Raw genomic sequence first — 22731 nt, 5'->3', positions numbered from 1 at the left:
GAGGGGTTATGAAAAAAATCAAATGGTTCCTCATTCTTGGTCTCCCACCCCTGCTCATGCCGCTTCTTGTTATTCTCATTCTTGCCTCTGCCATGGCTGGGGGTTCCATTGGGGGAAATTCAAGTGTCCAAAAAGGAGTTACCTATTCTGAACACTGGTCAAACGGGGACGCCTACACACATAATTTATTGGTTCATCGCTACGGAATCAAGGCTTCACAATTAGATGGTTTCTTAAAAACTCTAGGAATCAACTATGATTCAAGTCGCATCAATGGGAAAAAATTACTAGAGTGGGAAGCCAAGTCAAATCTGGATGTTCGAGCGATACTTGCTATTGCATTGAATGAAAGTTCACTAGGAACTGCTGGGGTTGCAACAAATCCAGGAGCCAATATGTTTGGCTATGGAGCTTTTGACTCTAATCCTGAAAATGCAAATAACTTCAATGATGAGGTTGCCGTAGTAGCTCTTACCCAACAAACTATCATTGGCAATAAGAATCAAACCTTCAAAATCCAGGACGACAAGGCAAAGAAGTTAGCTTCTGGCACTTTGAATACTGCCGTTGATGGAGGAGTCTACTTTACAGACACTTCTGGTTCAGGAAAAAGAAGGGCTGAAACTATGCAAAAACTGGATACTTACATTGATGAAAACGGAGGAACCCCTAAAGCTCCTAAACAAACTACAGGTAAAACAAGAGACGGTGGTGGTGTTACTTCAAGCGATATTCCAGAAGGCTACAGTCTTACCCAAGCTATTGATTCTACAAACTATATCGCAAGTTCTTATCCATGGGGGCAATGTACTTGGTTTGTCTATAACCGTGGAAAAGAAGTTGGAGTCAACTTTGACCCTTATATGGGGAACGGTAATCAATGGATGGAAAAACCAGGTTATACAACTACAAATACACCAACTGAACACTCTGCCTTATCCTTCTCATCGAGTCAAGCTGGCGCAGACCCAGTATATGGACACGTAGCCTTTGTGGAGGAAGTCAAATCAGACGGTTCCATTTTAATCTCTGAAAGCAACTATAAGGGGCTTGGAATTATATCTTATAGAACTTTTGATGCAGAGACAGCAAAACAGTTTACTTATGTAATTGGAAAATAGAAAGGAGAAAATATGTTAGTACAACTACCTGAAGAGCAAACACAAGAAATTCAACAAATGATTGCAACACTAATCAAAAATGAAATCCATCACTTTAAAGAGGATATTGGAGTAGATAGCCCCTTCTTGAATAAAAAGCAGACTTGCAATTATTTAGGAATATCTAATAATACCTTAGATATTTGGATTGCAATGGGGCTACCCTATATTCGAATTGGAAAGTCTATTAGGTTCAACAAGGAAAGTATAAATCAATGGATGACACGTTTAGAAATTAGCGCATAAGGAGGTAGAAATGGGTATTTCTAAAACAAAGAATGGATCATATAGACTGAGGGTGTATATACCTGATGAAGTCCAGGGAAAGCTTGGTTTAGGTAGACGATATGAGAAACGGTTTAAAACTCGTAGAGAAGCTAAAGAAGCTGAAATAAAGTTAGCTATTGATATTGAAAATGCGAGATTAGGTAGAGTTCCTACTCCTTCAAAAGATAAGGGTAATATCTTATTCAAAGACTTTTATAAAGATATCTGGCTGGAACCATACAAAGCAGGTCAAACTACTGCTACACTAAAACCTCCTACTAAAGCAACCGTATTTCAAACAGAAAATATATTTAGGCTTCATATCATTCCAATTTTAGGTAATTACTCAATAGAACATTTGATTAATAATAAACAACTTATACTATCACTACTTACTCCAAAGGCAAATTGTTATGCTAATTTCAAGGTTATTAGGAGCTATGTAAATTCTGTTTTCGATTGGGCTGAGGAACTTGAGTATATTCCATCAAATAAACTCCGAAAAACAATTAGTAGAATTAAAGCAAATAAAAAAATTCTCCTTAAAGAGAGTAAACGTGAAGAAGATCTTTCTCTCGATAAAGAGGAGCTAAAATTATGGTTACAAGCTTTTGACACTGATTTAGAGGAAGGACTCATTGACTTAAAAGACTACACTCTCTTTTATACAACATTCTTCTTATCTGACCGAAAATCAGAAAGTTATGCTTTGCAATGGAAACATATCAACTTTTCAACCGGAGAAATACTTATAGAACAAGCTTTAGACCGTTTTGGTAATGTGAAATCAACTAAGGGAAACAAAAAGACTCTCTTTAAAGTACCGACTGAACTAATGGAGCTTCTAGCAAATTGGAAAGTTAAACAACAAGAAGAGCTCAAACTTTTCGGACTGAAGCAAACACAAAAACAGTTTGTTTTTACTTATAATAATCGTACTAATAATATTAATCTTCCTCTCCATACAGACTATCTGAACTATAGAATGAAATCAGTTAGACGAAGACATCCCGAATTAGCACCAGCTTCACCACACAAACTAAGACATACTGGTGCTACTCTTGCTAAACAAGCAGGTATTTCTCTTGAGGCCATTTCAGAAGCTCTTACTCATAGTGATAAAGAAATTACAAAAACTTACGTTAATACCAAAGATAAAGTCAATCAGACTGTAGGTGATATTGCATTTCGTAGCTTAAAAAATTGATGGGGTGAATATGGGGTGAATTTTGGGGTGAACTTTGATGTTTTGAAACAAAAAAGACATCCAAGAGTAAATTCTTGAATGTCTGTAAACGTTGATATAATCGTATTGATTAACGTTTTGAGAATTGTGATGCTTTACGAGCTTTCTTAAGACCTGGTTTCTTACGTTCTACCATACGGGCATCACGTGTAAGAAGACCAGCGCGTTTGAGTGAGTCGCGGAAGTCTGGGTCTACTTGAAGAAGGGCACGAGCGATACCGTGACGGATAGCTCCTGCTTGACCAGCGTAGCCACCACCATCAACATTTACGAAAACATCGTATTGACCAACAGTTGAAGTAACTGCGAATGGTTGGTTGATGACAAGGCGAAGATCAGCATGTGGGATGTATTCTTCAACATCTTTTTTGTTTACAGTAATTTTACCAGTTCCTGGAACAAGGCGAACGCGTGCAACAGCGTTTTTACGACGTCCAGTACCTGCATATTGTGCTTGTGACATAGCTTATTTGTTCCTTTCCTTAGATAAGTCCTGAAATATCAAGAACTTCTGGTTGTTGTGCAGCGTGCGTGTGTTCAGCGCCTACAAATACTTTCAATTTCATACCTTGAGCACGGCCAAGAGTATTATGTGGAAGCATACCTTTAACTGATTTTTCGATCAAACGAACAGCGTTCTTAGAACGGAGTTCACCAGCAGTAATAGATTTCAATCCACCTGGGTACATTGAGTGAGTGTAGTAAACTTTATCAGTTGCCTTTTTACCAGTTAATTTTACTTTTTCAGCATTGATAACAATCACAAAGTCACCTGTATCAGTATGAGGTGTGAAAGTTGGTTTATTTTTTCCACGAAGTACGCTTGCTACAACAGCAGAAAGGCGTCCAAGAGGTACATCAGTAGCGTCTACTACATACCATTTACGTTCAACTTCACCTGGCTTAGCCATGTATGTTGTTTTGTTCATGATTTCTCCTATATGAATATCGTTTTTGTTTACAAAGCGGATGTTCCGGTCCGCAAGTTATTTGGAAGGTTCCGGGGCCTTACAAATGGGGTAAACAATACCGTTTACTATCATACCAAATTTTAGGGGTAAAAGTCAATATATTTGATAAATTATTTATGAAAGAACGGTTTCATTTCGCTTAATCTTGATTTTCATGGGCAATACTGAATAGTCCCAAAGTTCCAGGACCCGTGTGAGTGGAAATGACTGGTCCTAATGGTAAAATTAAAACTTCATTGACTTGCTCAGAGGCAAGAAGCTGATTTTTTAAGACTTGAGCCACCTCTTGGCTGTCTGCTCCTGCATAGGCAATTACCACGCGCGGATCGGCAATATCTTCCAAGGTCATGCGCACCACCTCAGTTTGAGCCTTTTCTTCCCACGGACTTTAGCCACAGAATCCAGCCTTCCATCTCCCTTAACTGCAATTACTGGCTTAATATTGACTAAACTTCCCATAAGAGCTGCAGTCTTTGAAATTCGTCCTCCCCGCATGAGGTGATTTAAGTCATCTACTAGAAAATACGTTTTCACTTTTGGCACTAAAGATTTTATTAAGGCTACTACTTGTTCCAAACTTTGACCGGCAGCTTTCGCTTCCACCGCTTTCATCACCAGAATACCTTCTCCCATAGATGCCGCCTTGGTATCAATAATCCGGATAACCGCTTCTGGAAAATCTTCCAGAACCATATCCCGTGCCATAACCGCACTTTGGTAAGTTCCTGACAAGACTGAAGCAAACGCAATATAAAGAACGGGCATACCGATTTCAGCGTAACCACGAAATATATCTTCAAACTGACCAACATTGATTTGGCTAGTTGTTGGTTGACTGCCTGCTTCCATTTTAGAGAGGAGCTGCTCACTCGTCAGTTTCTTATCCCCGACCGTTTCATAAGTTGTCCCGTCCAACTGAATAGTCAAGCCAAGGATTTGAACATCATTTTCCAAAGCCCAGCTTTCTGGAAGGTCTGCGGTTGAATCCGTTAAAATTTTAAAAGTCATCTTTCTTTTTCTCCATCATTTTCTGTAAATCGCGCAAGGTTGGATTGTCCATAAGACGCAAAGGTGGTTTTCCCATTTGAAGCTGTTGACTCATTTGATTCAGATCCGACTTTGTAACAGCTACTCGTTTTTCTAGTTCACGAGCCGAAACACGCAAAGCCCCTTGAGCAAAGACAGTCCACTGCTCATTTAAGTCGCTCGTTGCCACAGATACCTGATTTCTAGGATTGTTGAGATCAGTTGCCAAACGCTCAATGTAATCGTCTGCTGTTTCTTCTTCCTCAGTAAACACAACCGTAACATTGAATTCATCATAAGTCTGGCGAACTCCCGGCATATACTGCGCATCAAACACACAGATAATTTCCAACTGTTCAAAACTGGCGTAATTACTGAGTTTGTTAAGCAGAATGGTTCGTGCTGCATCTAATTCACCTTTGTTAAATAAAGAACGAGTCTCCTGCCAAAATGCTACCATATTATAGCCGTCTACTAATAAAATTTTTCGTTTCATAGGCGATTTCTAAATACTTCATACATGAGAATGGCTGCTGCCACACTGGCATTGAGGCTCTGAACATGTCCATTCATAGGAATGGTAATCATTTCATCTACTTGCTTTTTAATATTAGCAGAAATGCCCTTGCCTTCATTGCCGATAATCAGAGCTAATTTCCCTGCTGTATTCCACTTAGTAGACGGCGTACCATTCATATCCGTGCCAAAAATCCAAAAACCTGCATGTTTTAGTTTATCCAGAGTTTGACTAAGATTGGTCACACGAGCAATAGGAATATGCTCCACCGCACCAGTAGAGGTCTTGGCGACGACCGGCGTGACACCAACCGCTCGATGCTTAGGAATAATGACACCTGTAACATTTGTCGCATCAGCCGTCCGTAAAATAGAGCCTAAATTATGCGGATCTGTTAGACCATCTAAAATGAGCAAGAGAGGATTGTCTTCCTGAGTTGCCATTTTCAACATCGCCTCAAAATCCGTATAAGCAAATTCTGAAACACGCAAGACAAAACCTTGATGAACGGCACCATCTGTCATTTCTTGTAGTATTTTTTTGGTAGTCCAAGAAATGGAAACCTTTTTTTCTGCTGCCAAATCTTTCATCTTAGCAACATTTTTCCCACGTAGGTCATCTTGAATATAGAGTTTATTTCCAGTATTGGTCATGAGAGCTTCCGTCACAGCATGTACGCCGTAAACAATATCGTTATTTTCCATAACTTTAGTATAACATAAAATTTAAAATGCTTCTTCTTATTTATAAATCACCTTATAGTTAACTTCTATAAAAAAACGCAGGAGTCTTGCATAAAACAAGGCATCCTGCATTTTCTTATTAATTTATTCTAGAGGCGTTGTAAATTAGTAAACTGTCTTTTCTGTTTCTGGATCAAAGAAGTGTGCTTTGTTCAAGTCAAAGCCAAGGTCAATACCTGCTCCAGCTTTGAGGTAATCACGAGCGTCTACTTTGGCAATAAATTCATTATCTGCAATTTGGCAATACAAATGAGATTCAGAACCAAGCAATTCAGATACAGAGATTTTAGCATGTACTACTGAATCTGGGAAGGTTTCAAGGAAAGCAGCTTCTGTATTGATGTCTTCTGGACGAATACCAAAAATGAGTTTCTTGCCTTCATAGCCTTTTTCACGAAGTACCTTCAAGGCACCTTCTGGTACTTTCAGAGAAAGGTCTTGTGCTACAATTTCATCACCTTTCAAAGTTACATTGATGAAGTTCATCGCTGGGCTTCCGATAAAGCCTGCAACAAATTTATTGACTGGGTTTTTGTAAACTTCTTGTGGGGTACCGATTTGTTCTATACGTCCAATTGTCCCCGTTCCTGAAGGATTCTTTGTTGCAGACATGATAACGATACGATCAGCCAAAGTCATTGCTTCTGTTTGGTCATGGGTAACATAGATAGTGGTTGCCCCAATACGACGGTGGATTTTAGCGATTTCTGCACGCATAGATACCCGCAATTTCGCATCCAAGTTAGAAAGTGGTTCGTCCATAAGGAATACTTTTGCATCACGAACAATAGCACGTCCCATGGCTACACGTTGACGTTGACCACCTGAAAGGTCAGCTGGTTTACGATCCAAGAATTCTTTCAAACCAAGAATGTCCGCTGCTTCATTTACACGTTTTTCAATATCATCCTTGCTGTATTTACGAAGCTTCAAACCAAAAGCCATATTGTCGTGCACGGTCATATGTGGATACAAAGCATAGTTTTGGAAAACCATAGCAATATCACGGTCTTTTGGCGCTACGTCGTTCACCACGCGCCCGTCAATTGAACATTCACCTTCTGTAATATCTTCAAGACCAGCAATCATACGAAGTGTAGTAGATTTCCCACAGCCTGAAGGTCCTACGAAAACGATAAATTCTTTATCTTTAATATTCAAGTTGAAATCTTCTACAGAGTAGTGTTCGCTGTTTGGATATTTTTTGTAAATGTTTTTTAAATTTAATTCTACCATAAGATGGAACTCCTTTGTTATTATGATTTTATTATATATGAAAACGCTTCATTATCCTATGGCAAAGTGAACAAAATAAAAAAAATGTTTTGTGCAGGATGCACAAAACATTACACTAAATCATTGATGACAATCTGGTAACACAGGGTCAAATCTGTCAGGTCTTTCAGCTGTAAACCCGTCAATTCTTCCCATTTATCAATGTGATACTGTAAGGTGTTCCGATGAATATACAACTGCTGGGCAGCTTTTGTCACAACTGCCGTATTTTCCCACAAAGCTGCAATAATATCAACGAGCTGATCCTGACTTTCAATCAATTGATGAAGTTTCTTCGTTAAAATTGGCAATATGAAATCCTTTTGACCAATCCCCCACAAAAAGAGTTGGGAAAAAGAATGCACATTGGAATGTTGAACCTGCTCCCACCATTTGACGAAAAGAGCATGTTCCGCTTGAAAAAGTTCTGAATAACTTTCTTTAAAAATTAGAGGCCAAATTTGCCCGATTTGAATCGTCAGAGTTAAGCTAAAGTCATATTCGATAGCCGATAAAGTATCACGGAGGACATCTTTTACAGGGACTAATTGCGTTTGATCCAGCACAAAGATGTAATCCTGAGAGGACAGCTGACAATCTGCTATTCTATTGGGCAGTATGGTTCGCATCATTTCCAACCAAGACCCAATCGTTTCATTTTCATAATGGAATAAATGACAATGGACGAACTGTAGCTTTTGAACGTTTTGAGGCATTTTGCCACGGTTATGAACCAAATAATCATACCAAGGTCCACCATCAAATGCAGAGTCTTTCCCAGTCAGTAAAGAAATAAGTTCTTGCTCTCGCTCTGTCAGACTGCTTTTTTTTAATAACAACCATTGATTACTTGAAATGGGAATTGCCACTTCATCCTCTTTTGCATTTGGATTGGATTGAAGCCTCCCTTGAGGAAACCACTCTAAAAGATCAGTTTTTGTCATGATGTGCGCCCTCCACTCTCACAATACACCAATCAATCAGCTCTTCTAAACGCTTGATTTGATCGGTCATGTGTAAATATCCCAGAACGGCTTCAAAACCTGTCGACATACGATAGGTTACAATATCTGCGTTTTTAGCTTTAGTATGGCTATTGGCATTGCGTCCACGCTTATAAATGTCTTCTTCCTTTTCTGTCAGAATTTTTTCTTCCAACATTTGCGAAATGAGATTAGCTTGCGCACGAGCCGACACATACTTGGTTGCTTCTCTGTGTAACTGGTTCGGTTTTGTCAAGCCTTGGAAAATCAAGTGACGGCGGATATAAGTTGAGTAGATAGCATCGCCTTCAAAAGCCAAGGCAATACCATTTATAAGATTGACATCAATCACGGATCCACCTCACTCCGTCCTTGGTATCTAAAAGCTTGATCCCTTTAGCTGCCAATTCATCACGGATTTTATCAGCTGTTGCAAAGTCCTTGGCAACACGCGCAGCTTGGCGCTGCTCAATCAAGGCTTCAATATCCGCATCCAGTACTTCTGCTGTAAAGACAATACCAAAAACTTGCAGAAGCTCAGCAAAAGCTGTTTTTACTTCTTGACTGTAATGACCAGAATTAATCCACTTAGCCAATTCAAAAACGACTGTAATCCCATTTGCTGCATTGAAATCTTCGTCCATTGCAGCGGTGAATTTATCCAGAAAAGCCTGCAATTCTGTCAGGTCAACCGTTCCCGTAAAGGGTTGCTCGTAGGTATTTTTCAGATATTTCAGATTCACTTCCGCATCGTGGACGGCTTTTTCTGTGAAATTGATAGGCTTGCGGTAGTATTGGGTTGCAAAGAAGAAACGCAGTACCTGCCCATCAATGGTTTTAAGGGCGTCGTGAACGGTAATGAAATTCCCCAGAGACTTAGACATCTTGACATCATCAATATTGACAAAGCCATTGTGCATCCAGTAGTTGGCAAAAGTCTTTCCAGTTTTAGCTTCTGATTGAGCGATTTCATTAGTATGGTGCGGAAATTCTAAATCAGCTCCGCCACCATGAATATCAATCGTATCTCCCAGAATTTCTGTCGCCATGACGGAACATTCAATATGCCAGCCTGGACGACCAGGCCCCCAAGGGCTGTCCCAGAAGATTTCACCGGGTTTAACAGCCTTCCAAAGAGCAAAGTCAACAGGATTTTCCTTGCGGGCCGTTTCTTCATCTGTCCGACCAGAAGCGCCTAACTCTAAGTCAGCCAAGGTTTTGTTAGCTAGTTTGGCATAATTGTGAGACTTTTCCACTCGAAAATAGACATCACCCTCTGACTCATAGGCAAATCCTTTGTCCACCAAGACCTGTACAAAATCAATGATGTCCGTCATGTAGTCCACTACGCGCGGGTGCTGGGTCGCTGGTTGAACCCCCAGCGCCGTCACATCTTCCCGAAAAGCCGCAATGTACTTGTCTGCCACTTCCTGAGGTGTGATCCCCTCTTCCTTAGCTCGATTGATAATTTTATCGTCCACATCGGTGAAATTAGAAATATAAGCCACCTCATACCCACGATACTCAAAATAGCGCCGAATCGTGTCAAAAGCAGCGGTGGAGCGAGCATTGCCGACATGGATATAGTTATAAACGGTCGGCCCGCAGACATACATCTTGACCTTGCCCTCTTCCAGAGGGACAAATTTACGCAGACTGCGGGTCATAGTATCATAAATTTTGATCATATTCTAACTTCATTCTTTCTATTAAGTGGAAACTAACTTTTGGTTCAAGTGCTATTTTTGAGAATAGTATCTACAACTTAGATGAATAATAACTTTCTTCGCGGATTTCTTCTAAATTCTTAATCGTTGGAGCATCTTTTTGACCGTGTACACGGACAATTTTAGCTGGTATACCGACAACAGTCACATCACTAGGAACATCTGCCACAACAACCGCAGCAGCGCCGACCTTTGCATTTTCACCGATTTCAATCGGACCGATTAGTTGCGCATGAGCTGAAATAAGCGCACCTTGACGAACCGTCGGATGACGTTTCCCACAATCTTTCCCTGTGCCTCCAAGAGTGACACCATGATAGAGCATCACTCCTTTTTCTACAATGGCCGTCTCGCCAATCACTAAACCACTCCCGTGGTCAATAAAGACACCTGAAGCAATCTGTGCCCCCGGATGAATCTCAATCTGAGTCCAAAAGCGCCAAAATTGGCTATGCATCCGAGCTAAAAGTTTACATCCATGATTCCACAGAAAGTGAGAAAGTCGGTGAGCAGCCAAAGCCTTAATCCCAGGATAAGTCAACAGCACCTCAAGTGAGGAGCGAGCTGCCGGATCATTTTCTTTTACAATATCTATCGTCTCTTTCCACCAACCCATGATGACTCCTTTCTAGCTTTAGACTGAAGGCAAACACTTAGCAACCTGTCTAGTCTTGCGACTTTTCTTCTTGAACAGCTTTATGCTCTTTATGCGTTTTATGATGATGTTTTTTCTCCTTATCCTCTTTAGGAGGGCGCGGAAGCAATGCTTTCATAGAAGCATCCACACGACCTTTTTCATCAATCTTGATGATTTTGACATCTACTTCATCACCAAGTTGTACCAAATCTTCAACCTTATTAGTACGCGTCCAAGCCATTTCTGAGATGTGCACCAAGGCATCTGTCTTGTCAAAGAGATTGACAAAAGCACCGAATTTCTCAATCCGAACCACTTTGGCATGATAAACTTCATCTACTTTTGCTTCACGCACAAGAGCTGCAATGATTTCTTTGGCACGGTTAATCGCATCTTGATCGCTAGAGTAAATAGAAACATTTCCTTCTTCGTCAATGTCAATCTTGACACCTGTTTCTGCGATAATCTTGTCAATCGTTTCACCGCCTTTACCGATGACAATCTTAATTTTATCAACATCAATCTTGATTGTATCAATTTTTGGAGCGGTTGGAGCGAGTTCTGGACGAGGAGCTGGAATTGTACGTTCAATCAAATCTAAAATTTCAAAACGTGCTTTTTTAGCTTGAGCCAATGCTTCTTGCAAGATTTCAGCAGTAATTCCTTCAATCTTGATATCCATTTGAAGAGCAGTAATTCCTTCACGTGTACCGGCCACCTTGAAATCCATATCTCCGAAATGGTCTTCTAAGCCTTGAATATCTGTTAAAATCGTGTAGTTGCTACCATCTGAAATGAGCCCCATAGCGATTCCGGCTACAGGCGCTTTAATTGGTACCCCACCGGCCATGAGAGCAAGTGTCCCAGCACAAATCGAGGCTTGTGAAGATGAACCATTTGACTCAAGAACTTCTGCTACCAAACGGATAGCATAAGGAAACTCTTCTAGACTAGGGAGAACTTGCGCAAGTGCACGTTCACCAAGAGCTCCATGACCGATTTCACGACGACCTGGTGCACCATAACGACCCGTTTCTCCTACAGAGTATTGTGGAAAGTTGTAGTGGTGCATAAAGCGTTTCTTGTATTCTGGATCTAAACCGTCAACGATTTGTGTTTCGCCCATCGGTGCCAAGGTCAAGACAGATAAAGCCTGCGTTTGCCCACGAGTAAAGAGACCAGAGCCATGCACGCGCGGCATATAGTCAATTTCAGCATCCAATGGACGAATTTCATCTACCTTACGACCATCTGGACGAATCTTGTCCTCAGTAATTAAACGCCGTACTTCTGCATGTTCCATTTGCTCTAAAATTTCAGCCACATCACGCATGATGCGGTCAAATTCTTCATGCTCAGCATATTTTTCTTCGTAAAGGGCTATAACTTCGTCTTTAACAGCTTGAGTTGCGGCTTCACGAGCTAATTTTTCTTCTACCTGAACGGCTTTTTGAAGATCGGCATTATAGCCTGCTACAATTTCTGTTTGCAATTCTTCATCCACACGAAGAAGCTCAACTTCTGCTTTTTCTTTTCCAACTGCTGCCACGATTTCTTCTTGGAAAGCAATCAATTCTTTAACTGCTTCGTGACCTTTTAGAAGGGCTTCCAACATTAGCTCTTCTGACAATTCTTTGGCACCAGACTCAACCATGTTAATTGCTTCTTTGGTTCCTGCAACAGTTAATTCCAGTAAAGAAGCTTCTTTTTGTTCTTGACTTGGATTGATGACCAATTCTCCATTGACATAGCCGACCTGCACGCCAGCAATTGGACCGTTAAAAGGAATGTCTGAGATTGACAAAGCAAGAGATGAACCAAACATGGCTGCCATAGGTGCCGAAGCGTCTGCATCATAAGAAAGAACCGTATTGATAACCTGCACTTCATTGCGGAAACCGTCCGCAAACATCGGACGAATTGGACGGTCAATCAAGCGAGCTGTCAAAGTCGCATCTGTCGAAGGACGACCTTCACGTTTGTTAAATCCGCCAGGGTATTTCCCAGCTGCATACATCTTTTCTTCATAATTGACTTGAAGTGGGAAGAAATCACCAGTCGCCATTTTCTTTGACATGACGGCTGCCGTCAGAACAGTGCTTTCACCATAGCGCACCACTACGCTACCGTTTGCCTGTTTTGCCACTTGACCTGTTTCAACTACCAAGTCTTTACCAGCAAAAGTAGTTTTAAATACTTGCTTTGTCATATATATTCCTCGTTGAGCTTATACTCAATTTCTAATTTTTTTATACGTCTTGCCTACAAAGATCAAGATACAAAGCATTAAAATTGATTGGTACTTAGTACCTAATCAGTTTACGCTAATCGCTAAATGCCTTGCTAAGTCAAAGCCTCTTGCCAAATAATACCGATTTAACAAGTTCCTGTCGCAAATCTCGTTAAACGCTCACAATGTTCATCTGCTGTACTTTTGAAATAAACAAGGATTGTCCCTAATAAGCCTTTAAATCCTCATCTTTGTATCAAGCACGTATAAACCTTATTTTATCATATTTTCAACTAAAAGAAAAAGCCTTAAAACAGCTTTTTACCAAGAATTTTTGAGAATTTAGTGATAATTTTTGAAATGCTGTCTATTTATTGCGTTTTTCTGCTATACTAGAAGAAAGTTAATGACAAGGAGAAATAGATTTATGGTTGAACAAAAACAACGTTCTGAATTTCCAGAAAATGAACTGTGGGACTTAACAGCCCTCTATCAAGACCGAGAGGACTTCTTGCGTGCGATTGAAAAAACGCGTGAGGACATTAACCAATTCACACGTGATTATAAGGATAACCTCCATACTTTCGAGGATTTTGAAAAGGCTTTTGCTGAATTGGAGCAAATCTACATTCAAAGAAGCCATATTGGCAACTACAGCTTTATGCCGCAAACAACGGACTACGGTGATGAAAGCTTTGCACAGATTGCGCAAGCTGGTACAGATTTTGAAACAGAAGCCAGCGTTGCGCTTAGCTTCTTTGACGCAGCTTTGGTAAATGCCGATGAAAAAGTACTCGACCGTCTCGGACAACTACCGCATTTGACTGCTGCAATTCGTCAAGCAAAAATTCAAAAAGCTCACTATGTAGGTGCTGATGTCGAAAAGGCTCTGACAAATCTTAGTGAAGTTTTTTACAGCCCACAAGACATTTACACCAAAATGAGGGCAGGTGATTTTGCCATGGAGGATTTTGAAGTAGACGGAAAAGTTTATAAGAATAGCTTTATAAGCTATGAAAATTTTTACCAAAATCACGAAAACGCCGATGTACGCGAAAAGTCTTTCCGTTCTTTTTCAGCTGGACTTCGCAAACATCAACATACTGCTGCTGCAACTTATCTGGCTCAAGTGAAATCTGAAAAGCTGATTGCTGATATGCGGGGATATGACTCTGTCTTTGACTATCTTTTGGCTGAGCAAGAGGTAGACCGTTCTATGTTTGACCGGCAAATTGACCTCATCATGACAGAATTCGCCCCTGTTGCACAAAAGTTCCTCAAACACGTTGCTAAAATCAACGGTCTTGAAAAAATGACCTTTGCAGATTGGAAATTGGACTTGGATAGCGCACTCAATCCTGATGTCACTATTGACGACGCTTACGAACTAGTAATGAAATCCGTTGCTCCGCTTGGAGAAGACTACACGCGCGAAATTGCCAATTATCAAAAAGAGCGCTGGGTGGATTTTGCAGCTAATGCCGGCAAGGACTCCGGAGGCTATGCAACTGACCCTTATCGTGTGCACCCTTATGTGCTCATGAGCTGGACGGGTCGTATGAGTGATGTATATACTCTGATTCATGAAATTGGTCACTCTGGTCAATTTATCTTCTCAGACAACAGCCAAAGCTACTTTAATACCCACATGTCAACTTATTATGTAGAAGCTCCTTCTACTTTTAATGAGCTGCTGCTTAGTGACTATTTAGAGCATCAATTTGATAATCCACGTCAAAAACGCTTTGCTTTGGCTCACCGCCTAACCGACACTTACTTCCATAACTTCATTACTCACCTCCTGGAAGCAGCTTTCCAACGCCGTGTTTACAATCTGATTGAAGGTGGTGAAACTTTTGGTGCTGCTAAACTGAACAGTATCATGAAAGAAGTTCTGACCGAATTCTGGGGTGATGCGGTGGAAATTGATGACGATGCTGCGCTCACTTGGATGCGGCAAAGTCACTATTACATGGGACTGTATAGTTATACCTATTCTGCAGGTCTCGTTATCTCAACTGCTGGTTATCTTCATTTGAAAAATTCTGAAAATGGAGCCCGCGATTGGCTCAACTTCCTCAAATCCGGCGGAAGCAAAACGCCTCTTGAGTCAGCTCGCATCATCGGTGCAGATATTTCTACTGATAAACCACTCCGTGATACCATCCAATTCTTGTCAGACACAGTTGATCAGATTATTGCATACAGCGAAGAATTGGAAGAATAACAGAAACTATTCAAAAGGGAGTGGGACAAAAATCGGTAATTTCGAAGAAATTTGATTTTGTCGTCCCACCCCCGCACAGTTGAGTAGGCTGTAAAGGTTGATTTATCAACCGCATAGAGCCCACTCAACCACTGCAACTTGCAAGAAACTCATAAAAATCGACGAGGTTAAGGACTTTTGTCCCAGCCTCTTTTTTCGTCTGTAACTAATCTAAAGATCTTTCTGTTCACTTTTCTTCCAAGCCAAAGTCACTCGTCAGCTTGGCAATGATTTCTCTAAGTAAACTTTTATTTACATCATATTTCACATCTTTATGGTCACGGTTAAAAAGCAGGAGTTTTGCATTGATGAGCTTTTGAGTATGAAAAGAAACTGCTGCTCCAGTAATATCTAACTCTTCAGCAATCCGTTTGCTCTTTGCATACGGTTTAGCTAATTCTACCATAACATTATAGCGTGTGCTATCACTAAGTACCTTGAGAACTGCGGCAAACGTATCCATATCCAGTTCTGTTCCACTTTTAAGTAATTGATCAATGCGGCAAGAAACGATAAAATAATGGCTCTCACTCGGTTCTGTTTCACTAAAATAAGATACAAACTGCACCACCCATGGACTGACAACATAAAGCCTAATAAATTGATTTTCTTTAAAATTCCAATCAAAATGAGATAGACTAGCAGACTCTGCAATGGTATTCTCCAATGAAAAGGATGCCGCATAATCTCTACGTTCAGCAGCACTTTTTTCCAAGTAAGGCTGGTAAAGCGGAATAAGTTCCCGAGACAATTCTATTAACTCTTTCATAGCTTCAAGTGGTTTCCGATAAAATTGACTGAAATACCACTTAGTTTCTGATTTAATAGATGATGCTTCTAAATAATCCCAAAAATCTCCACTTTTAGCCATGTGCTCAGGACCTGTGTTTAAGAGATCTTTTAGCTGTTCTCTTATCGCTTCGGCATCTAGCTGCAAACAGTAGGCATGTACCGCTTCAACAGATTTGGGCGTCAGCCCCTTATCTACCATCTCCAAATAGCAACTTTGTAGCAAGGTGATTCCATAACCAGTCAAATAATACGTTTCCATTTTTTCCTTATAAGGTTGAAACAAAGGCGAAGCTCCTCCATCACAGGAAAAACATCTTTAAAAAGCTCACGCTCTTTGCCACTAAAACTTTCGATAGTCTCTCTTCTATCCTGTATCAGAGTAGATAGAGAAAACTGCTCCATTAAATCACTTGCTTGTTCTGAATACTGTACTTCCACCATTATCTTTACTCCTTCTTTAGTGTTATCTTATCAAATTCACCCTAACAAGTAAACTGTTTGGAAAGCTATTGCATCACTTGTTTAGCATTTTTTCTGGGCACTTTCAGTGTATAAAAGAATAAAATTGATGATAATATTAAAAATAAGAAAGCAATTTGGGCTGATGACAAGAACGTTACCAAAACTGCTACTAGCATTTGACAAAGAACTAAGCCTAATGTGCAAAAACTACTAATCCCCGCACTGATTGTCGCCAAATGCTCCTCAGGAAGCGATGAAATGATAAAAGCATTCATCTTCGGCTGAAAAATGCCTACGATAACCATTGTCAAAAAATTCACCAAGAAAATAATATAAATACTGTGGAGTAAAAAACCAATAAAGAGAGCAGGAGGCATGAATACGGAAATCTTCAGCAAAAACTCCATACTTACTTTTTTTAATACGGTCGTTACCAAAACACTCCCCAAAATATTTCCTATCAAAGTTACAACTGTAACGGTTGCTATAGTTGTGGCTGGATTGATAAATGCAAAACTGGGATTTTCTTTCATATTTAGGAGGAGCAGTGCATTCTCTGCTGCAAACACAGCATTTAAACCAGCAATAGTGAAAATAGAAGTCTTTAAGATGGAGATATTCTGAACAGTTTGATAAGATTGCTGCAAACTATTCCATGTATTTTTAATAAAATGTCTCTCTTCCTCACGATTCTCAACAGAAGAATGAATTGGATTATCTTTGAGCAGATTATTTAAACTGGGACGAAGTATCAGCATTATCAAAGCACTAACTACAAAAGTTCCAGCATTAAAAAATGCGAGGTGTTGATAACTCATCAGCCCAGCTAAAATTGCTCCACTGGATTGAAAGAGAATCTTTAGGATAGAGCTTGCTCCTTGACGAAAGGCATACATGGCTTCACGATCTTCCATTGGAATAATACGAAGGCTGAGTGGTATATGCAAAGCATCTTCATATTGACCAGCTAGATCAGATAAAAGATTGACCAATACAGCTAAAATCACTACCCATAAAGCTGGCTGAAAGCCCATAGCCAGACCAATGAGCAGATACAGTCCTGTCCGAAACAGAAGCGTCACCAAAATCATATCTACTTTCTTCTTAGTACGATCGCCACACATGCCCATGAAAATCATCGTCAGAAAAGGCAAACTTTCAGATAAAGTCACTAAAGAGATTGCAAATTTTGCTTCTGGCAATAGCAAAATATAATTCATTAAAGCCAAATAATAGAGTACATCTCCAAAATTAGACAACATATCCGAGATGAAAGTTCCCATAAACAGTTTATTTTGCAATATTCGTTTCATTTCATATCCACTTTCTTTTTATTAAATTATTGCTTAATTTTTGTTAAACATAATTATACACTTAATTTTAAATAAGTAAATACTTTATTTTTAGTTTTATTAGAATCCTCAAGAATCTCTTTTAAGTATCCTAGTGACTAAAAGTTTTCAGGCACCTAAAAATCCGCTTAAAAACTAAGCGGATTTTATGCTTTATCCTAATTCTGCCACAATTTGCTTGATTTGTGCTGCTGTATGTACCCCGACGACTTGTTTCACAACCTGGCCGTCCTTTTTGAATAAGAGAGTCGGGATACTCATAATACCAAATTGTCGTGCGGTATTTGGATTTTCATCAACATCTATCTTCACGATTTTCAATTCATCTTCTGGAATTTCTACGGAAAGTTTTTCTAGAATAGGAGCTTGCATACGACAAGGTCCACACCAAGTTGCCCAAAAGTCAATAAGAACAAGACCGTCCTTTGTTTCTGCTTCAAACGTTGCATCAGTAATAGCTTTTGTCATCATTTTACCTCACTTTTATTTGTATTGATTTAAATCTTGCTTCATTAGATAAAAGAAAACATCACCGTAAGTCCCTTGGTAATCCAATTTTTGTCCATTAACAAGCAGCTTTTGAACCGGATAATAATCTGCTACATTGATCAAGCAGGCTTGTTGAGATTGCTCAAATTCTTGATAGCTTTCAAACGTTATAACCCTCTCTTGCTTACTAGCATCCAAATAAGTGATTTCAATCATGGTCATTCTCCTTTTTATTATTCAATTACATTTGTAATTATTTTTATAAATACATTGTATCAATAGTTGTTACAACAGTCAAAGGATATGCTTACTCTGCCACATTTCTATTTCTAATGGTAGAAAAAAAGTCTCTCATTTTCATGAGAGACTTTTAATTGAATTAACGACGAAGTCCTAATGAGTTGATCAATTCACGGTAACGGTTAACATCGTTCTTACGCAAATAGGCAAGAAGATTACGACGGCGACCGATTTTTTTCATCAAACCACGGTAAGTAGCGTGGTCTTTTTTGTGTACCTTGATGTGTTCGTTGAGGTGATTGATTTCCCAAGTAAGAACAGCTACTTGTACTTCAACTGAACCTGTGTCACCTTCGTGACGTGCATATTGTGCAATAATTTCATTTTTTTTCTCTTTTGAGATTGCCATGATAGACTCCTTTTCTTTACGCTTCATCCGAGTGTTAGGCTTGGCCCACCTAATACCAAGAAAAAGTTATTTGTCTTTAACGACATTCTTATTCTACCAAGAAGGAACGGTTTTGTCAAATGGGACATTCCGGCTTAGAGTTCTACACCAAAAATAGTGAGTTTTTCTAATTCTTCTTTTGTCAAACGACGGAAAGTGCCTAATTCCAAACGCTCATCCAGCATAAGCGCGGTCCCATAGAAAAGCGTTCCAAGTCTGTTACTTTTTTACCACATGCTTGAACCATTCGCTTCTCTTGGTGAAATTTTCCTTCAGAGATTGTAATCTCCACCAGAGAAGTTTGTGGCTCTTCATTCACCTCTAAAATGGTCAATTTTGCAGGCCGGCAGGTAAAGTCTTTGAGCTCTATTCCTGCTTCAAAACGCTCTACATCTTTTTCAGTCATAATCCCATCTACTTTTGCACGGTAAACTTTTGCTACATGTTTTTTAGGAGACAACATCGCATGTGCCAAAGCACCATTATTGGTTAATAACAAAAGTCCGTGAGTATCAATATCAAGTCGTCCAACTGGAAAGACTTCTTTCTGACGTGCATTTTCATCCAGCAAATCCAAAACCGTTCGATGCTTATCATCTTCAGTAGCAGAAATGACACCTTTGGGTTTATTTAAAAGATAATAGACAAATCTTTCATAGACTAGAACTCGGTTATTGACCCAAATTTCGTCCTGATTTTCATCTATTTGCATTTTCGCAGATGTTTCTATTTTTCCATTCACCAAAACTTGCTTCTTTTTCAATAGGCACTAGACTTCTGTTCGTGAGCCAAAGCCCATTTCTACTAAAAACTTATCTAATCGCATCTTTTTCCTCATTGTTGATGAGTGACAAAAACAGCTAAAATGGATACTGCTATCATGAGAACCCCTAGTACACTAAAAATAAAGGTTGGAGCAGAAGAAATGATTCCAATCAAGGATAGGACGAATGTTGACACCGAAGCACCACTACTGCAACCCAATACAACAATCGCTGTTGCGCGATTGACCAAATGGGCAGAAATTTTCTCTGATACAATATGAAATACAGCTGTTAGAGATACGCTATAAGCAAAACCAGCCAACAGAGCACTTAAACTTAAGAACCAAATGTGGCTCGAAAAACCAATCATCACTTGACTGAAACCAAAAACAATTCCCGTTACTGTCAATAAGCGATTTTTCAGTAAACTCACTAGACTAGCAAAGCTAACACCAGCTAAAATCCCGATAAGCTGCATACAGCTGAGAATCAAGCTCGCTGTTTCAGCACTTCCCATTTTATTCTGTAAGACAAGACTTGGAATACGTAAATTGATAGCGACATTGGTACACACAATCATTCCAGCTATAAAAGCCAACAATATGCTTAAACGCACTTGTTTTGTGGTCATTTTCTGAGCAGACTTGAGATACTTATGTTTATCGACTTTGCTTTTTTCATAAGGAACAAACAAAAGATACAATGCTAAAACAATAAAGCCAACTGTATAAACCAGAAAAGTAGTTGTCCAACCAAAACGCAAGAGTTGCCCGACCGCTAAAGTCAGCAAAGCCATCCCAACAACTTCTGCTGACCCACGGTAGCCCAACATCTGCACACGCTCTCTCCCTTGGAATCGCTCACTAATAATCGCAATTGCTCGAGGGTTTATCATCCCTAGCCCTAAACCAAAAATAAATCGCGAAGCAAAAACGAGACCATAAGCTTGATTGAAAAATGGGATGAGGCCACAAATAGAAAACAACAATAGTCCTAGTATAATCATTTGCCGCTCAGATAAAAAACGCTCCAAAATACTATTAAAAAGTAATAAAGACATAATCCCAATAGACGGCAAGGAGACTAATAACTCTACCTGACTAGAGGAATAATTCTTATAAAACTGAGACATTGCCGGTAAAGCGCTGGAAATTGAAAATGCCGTTGTCAACACAAATGATAAAGCCAGAATACTAGCTTTCTCCATGAATCTTTTCATCTTATCTTCTTTCTAAAATCACACTATCCCTATCATACAGTTTTTTATGAAAAGACGCAATCTGATAATCCACAAAGTTAAAACAAACACCCCCTAAGTTGCTATTTTTATATCAACTTAAGGGAAAACTTTATAGGCTCTATAATTTCTGTAGTGGGTAACACCACCGCAGAGATTATGGAGTTATTTTTGTGTATACAAAAAGTCCCCTATGACCTATAATGAAAAGCGTTTAGACAACTCATTAGAAAGACTCATATGGAACAACTTGGTTTTATCACAAAACTTCTTGGAATTAAAGACCAAAATATCAAAATAGACAATCTTTTTGATGGCGGTACTCACAAAGAAATTATGGCCCGCCTTGACTATGATGCCCCTCCATGCTCTGCCTGCAAGGGACAGATGACCAAATACGACTTCCAGAAACCTTCTAAAATCCCTTATCTGGAGACAGCGGGATACAAAACTCTTATCCGACTCAAAAAGCGTCGCTTTCGCTGTAAGAACTGTGGAAAAATGGCTGTCGCCGAAACCTCCCTCGTCCAGAAAAATCACCAGATTGCCACCGCAGTCAAACAAAAAATCGCTCAATTACTGGTTGAGAAACAAGCCATGACTGATATTGCCCACAGGCTCTCTATCTCAACTTCAACCGTCATTCGCAAGCTCAAGGAATTCAAATTTGAAACGAACTGGCAGAAACTGCCAGAAATCATGAGTTGGGATGAGTACAGCTTCAAGAAAGGGAAGATGAGCTTTATCGCTCAGAATTTTGACACCAATGAGATCCTGACCATCCTGGACGGCAGAACCCAAGCGGTCATTCGAAATCATTTTCTACGCTATCCTAGACAGGTCCGTAGGAGGGTCAAAGTGATGACCATGGATATGTTCAGTCCTTACTATCAGCTGGCCAAGCAGCTTTTCCCGCATGCCCAAATCGTTCTGGATCGTTTTCACATTATCCAGCACCTCTGCCGGGCTATGAACCGCGTCCGCATCCAAATCATGAACCAATTCGACCGAAAATCTCAGGAATACCAAGCCCTCAAACGCTACTGGAAGCTCCTTCAACAGGATAGCCGCAAGCTTAGTCATAAGCGTTTTTACAGACCAGCTTTTCGGGCTCATTTAACCAATCAGGAGATTCTTCATAAACTGCTCAGCTATTCAGACCAACTTCGACAGCACTATGAGCTTTACCAGCTTCTGCTCTTTCACTTTTAGGAAAAGCAAGCTGATCCTTTCTTCGATCTGATTGAGGAGGTTATTTCTGATGTTCACCCAATTTTTCAGACAGTCTTTCGGACTTTCCTAAAGGACAGAGACAAGATTATCAACGCTCTAGAACTACCTTATTCAAACGCCAAGCTGGAAGCAACTAACAATCTCATCAAGCTCATTAAGCGAAACGCTTTTGGATTCAGCAACTTTGACAACTTTAAGAAACGCATTCTCATCACTTTGAACATCAAAAAAGAGAGAACGAATCTCGTCCTCTCTCAATCTTAGCTTTTCATTAACCCACTACAGTTGACAAAGAGCCGAATTTGGTCAAATTGATAGGTTCTTAAAACTTCTACTAAAATGGTTTCTTTTGTTTTCGGAAAAACTGTCAATTTTAATTTTTTTGAACTTTTTAAATCTGTTTCTCCCAAAAGATAAACCGTATCCTTTGGAAAAGCTTCTTGTATAAACTTTTTGGTTACATATCCCGTATTTCCAAATAGTAGAATTTTCAATTTTTTGTCCTTCCTAAAAAGTAATTTATTTTGTTACTAATAATATTTTAGGTATCCAACTAAACATCATACATATTTTTGCTAAAAATATCAAGCAAAATAGACTAATTTTTTACTAATTTATTTCGTGTTTTCTCCACATATTCATTACACGCTATTTCGATTTCTTTCT

At 39.6% G+C, this 22731-nt stretch carries 21 protein-coding genes and 4 pseudogenes; 5 read left to right on the top strand and 20 right to left on the bottom strand.

Annotated features, from left to right (window positions below):
• Nucleotides 1–8: 8 nt before the first annotated feature.
• Genes HMPREF2887_RS03025 through xerC form a run of 3 tightly spaced genes read left to right on the top strand, consistent with a single transcriptional unit; the run spans nt 9 to nt 2634 of the window.
• Nucleotides 9–1121 carry a CHAP domain-containing protein gene (locus HMPREF2887_RS03025; protein ID WP_084740429.1) on the top strand — a complete coding sequence of 371 codons (1113 nt, stop codon included), beginning with the start codon at nt 9–11 and terminating at the stop codon, nt 1119–1121.
• Between the two features lie 12 nt (nt 1122–1133).
• Complete coding sequence (locus tag HMPREF2887_RS03020; protein WP_084740426.1) at nt 1134–1406, top strand: helix-turn-helix domain-containing protein; 273 nt, start codon at nt 1134–1136, stop codon at nt 1404–1406.
• A 10-nt stretch (nt 1407–1416) separates the two neighbouring features.
• Nucleotides 1417–2634, top strand: coding sequence for a site-specific integrase (xerC, locus tag HMPREF2887_RS03015; RefSeq protein WP_084740424.1), 1218 nt, complete (start codon nt 1417–1419; stop codon nt 2632–2634).
• Nucleotides 2635–2743: 109 nt separating this feature from the next.
• Here the strand turns inward: xerC and rpsI are convergent, their stop codons facing one another.
• The 11 genes and pseudogenes from rpsI to pnp all read right to left on the bottom strand — a co-directional run bounded on the left by rpsI (nt 2744) and on the right by pnp (nt 12761).
• Nucleotides 2744–3136: a 30S ribosomal protein S9 gene (gene rpsI, locus HMPREF2887_RS03010; RefSeq protein WP_003030908.1), complete on the bottom strand. Its 393-nt coding sequence runs from the start codon at nt 3134–3136 to the stop codon at nt 2744–2746.
• A gap of 19 nt (nt 3137–3155) precedes the next feature.
• Complete coding sequence (rplM, locus tag HMPREF2887_RS03005; RefSeq protein WP_003026230.1) at nt 3156–3602, bottom strand: 50S ribosomal protein L13; 447 nt, start codon at nt 3600–3602, stop codon at nt 3156–3158.
• Nucleotides 3603–3783: 181 nt separating this feature from the next.
• Nucleotides 3784–4652, bottom strand: a pseudogene (locus tag HMPREF2887_RS03000) (DegV family protein).
• On the bottom strand, nt 4642–5166 hold the full coding sequence (locus HMPREF2887_RS02995; RefSeq protein ID WP_021002071.1) for an NYN domain-containing protein: 525 nt from the start codon (nt 5164–5166) through the stop codon (nt 4642–4644). The pseudogene HMPREF2887_RS03000 and the gene HMPREF2887_RS02995 overlap by 11 nt, the downstream one beginning before the upstream one ends.
• Nucleotides 5163–5891 (bottom strand): 23S rRNA (guanosine(2251)-2'-O)-methyltransferase RlmB, encoded by a 729-nt coding sequence (gene rlmB / locus HMPREF2887_RS02990; RefSeq protein WP_021002072.1) that lies wholly within the window; start codon nt 5889–5891, stop codon nt 5163–5165. Before rlmB ends, HMPREF2887_RS02995 begins: the two co-directional genes overlap by 4 nt.
• A 144-nt stretch (nt 5892–6035) precedes the next feature.
• Nucleotides 6036–7166, bottom strand: coding sequence for an ABC transporter ATP-binding protein (locus tag HMPREF2887_RS02985; protein ID WP_003026236.1), 1131 nt, complete (start codon nt 7164–7166; stop codon nt 6036–6038).
• Between the two features lie 110 nt (nt 7167–7276).
• The gene (locus HMPREF2887_RS02980) at nt 7277–8149 is read right to left on the bottom strand and encodes a helix-turn-helix domain-containing protein (protein WP_057489807.1); all 873 of its coding nucleotides are present in this window, start codon (nt 8147–8149) and stop codon (nt 7277–7279) included.
• Nucleotides 8136–8540, bottom strand: coding sequence for a Mini-ribonuclease 3 (locus HMPREF2887_RS02975; protein ID WP_003026238.1), 405 nt, complete (start codon nt 8538–8540; stop codon nt 8136–8138). Before HMPREF2887_RS02975 ends, HMPREF2887_RS02980 begins: the two co-directional genes overlap by 14 nt.
• Entirely contained in the window at nt 8533–9876 is a 1344-nt protein-coding gene (gene cysS / locus HMPREF2887_RS02970) for a cysteine--tRNA ligase (protein ID WP_004224193.1), read from the bottom strand. The genes HMPREF2887_RS02975 and cysS overlap by 8 nt, the downstream gene beginning before the upstream one ends.
• 70 nt (nt 9877–9946) lie before the next feature.
• Complete coding sequence (gene cysE / locus HMPREF2887_RS02965; protein WP_003026242.1) at nt 9947–10531, bottom strand: serine O-acetyltransferase; 585 nt, start codon at nt 10529–10531, stop codon at nt 9947–9949.
• Between the two features lie 49 nt (nt 10532–10580).
• On the bottom strand, nt 10581–12761 hold the full coding sequence (gene pnp / locus HMPREF2887_RS02960) for a polyribonucleotide nucleotidyltransferase (protein WP_057489808.1): 2181 nt from the start codon (nt 12759–12761) through the stop codon (nt 10581–10583).
• Between the two features lie 448 nt (nt 12762–13209).
• On the opposite strand from pnp, the gene pepF reads away from it, so the two are divergent.
• Nucleotides 13210–15009, top strand: a complete 1800-nt coding sequence (gene pepF, locus HMPREF2887_RS02955; RefSeq protein ID WP_084740420.1) for an oligoendopeptidase F — start codon at nt 13210–13212, stop codon at nt 15007–15009.
• A gap of 226 nt (nt 15010–15235) precedes the next feature.
• Here the strand turns inward: pepF and HMPREF2887_RS02950 are convergent, their stop codons facing one another.
• From HMPREF2887_RS02950 to HMPREF2887_RS02920, 8 genes and pseudogenes are all read right to left on the bottom strand, one after another.
• Complete coding sequence (locus HMPREF2887_RS02950; protein WP_261673807.1) at nt 15236–16099, bottom strand: ArsR/SmtB family transcription factor; 864 nt, start codon at nt 16097–16099, stop codon at nt 15236–15238.
• Complete coding sequence (locus tag HMPREF2887_RS10430; RefSeq protein ID WP_261673806.1) at nt 16081–16281, bottom strand: hypothetical protein; 201 nt, start codon at nt 16279–16281, stop codon at nt 16081–16083. The genes HMPREF2887_RS02950 and HMPREF2887_RS10430 overlap by 19 nt, the downstream gene beginning before the upstream one ends.
• A gap of 65 nt (nt 16282–16346) precedes the next feature.
• Nucleotides 16347–17615 (bottom strand): MFS transporter, encoded by a 1269-nt coding sequence (locus tag HMPREF2887_RS02945; RefSeq protein ID WP_021002075.1) that lies wholly within the window; start codon nt 17613–17615, stop codon nt 16347–16349.
• 192 nt (nt 17616–17807) lie between these two features.
• Nucleotides 17808–18122, bottom strand: coding sequence for a thioredoxin (gene trxA / locus HMPREF2887_RS02940; RefSeq protein ID WP_021002076.1), 315 nt, complete (start codon nt 18120–18122; stop codon nt 17808–17810).
• A 15-nt stretch (nt 18123–18137) separates the two neighbouring features.
• Entirely contained in the window at nt 18138–18359 is a 222-nt protein-coding gene (locus HMPREF2887_RS02935) for a DUF4649 family protein (RefSeq protein ID WP_003030867.1), read from the bottom strand.
• 163 nt (nt 18360–18522) lie between these two features.
• Nucleotides 18523–18792, bottom strand: a complete 270-nt coding sequence (rpsO, locus tag HMPREF2887_RS02930) for a 30S ribosomal protein S15 (protein ID WP_003026255.1) — start codon at nt 18790–18792, stop codon at nt 18523–18525.
• A 134-nt stretch (nt 18793–18926) separates the two neighbouring features.
• A pseudogene (locus HMPREF2887_RS02925) lies at nt 18927–19657 on the bottom strand (pseudouridine synthase).
• Nucleotides 19644–20814, bottom strand: a pseudogene (locus HMPREF2887_RS02920) (MFS transporter). The pseudogenes HMPREF2887_RS02925 and HMPREF2887_RS02920 overlap by 14 nt, the downstream one beginning before the upstream one ends.
• A 258-nt stretch (nt 20815–21072) precedes the next feature.
• On the opposite strand from HMPREF2887_RS02920, the pseudogene HMPREF2887_RS02915 reads away from it, so the two are divergent.
• Nucleotides 21073–22329, top strand: a pseudogene (locus tag HMPREF2887_RS02915) (ISL3 family transposase).
• On the opposite strand, the gene HMPREF2887_RS02910 reads toward HMPREF2887_RS02915, so the two are convergent.
• Nucleotides 22326–22559, bottom strand: coding sequence for a hypothetical protein (locus HMPREF2887_RS02910; protein ID WP_041784048.1), 234 nt, complete (start codon nt 22557–22559; stop codon nt 22326–22328). The pseudogene HMPREF2887_RS02915 and the gene HMPREF2887_RS02910 overlap by 4 nt on opposite strands.
• Between the last annotated feature and the right edge of the window lie 172 nt (nt 22560–22731).

It is taken from the genome of Streptococcus sp. HMSC071H03, assembly GCF_001813035.1.
Taxonomy (GTDB): domain Bacteria; phylum Bacillota; class Bacilli; order Lactobacillales; family Streptococcaceae; genus Streptococcus; species Streptococcus anginosus.
This window is presented reverse-complemented; position numbering and strand designations above follow the sequence as displayed.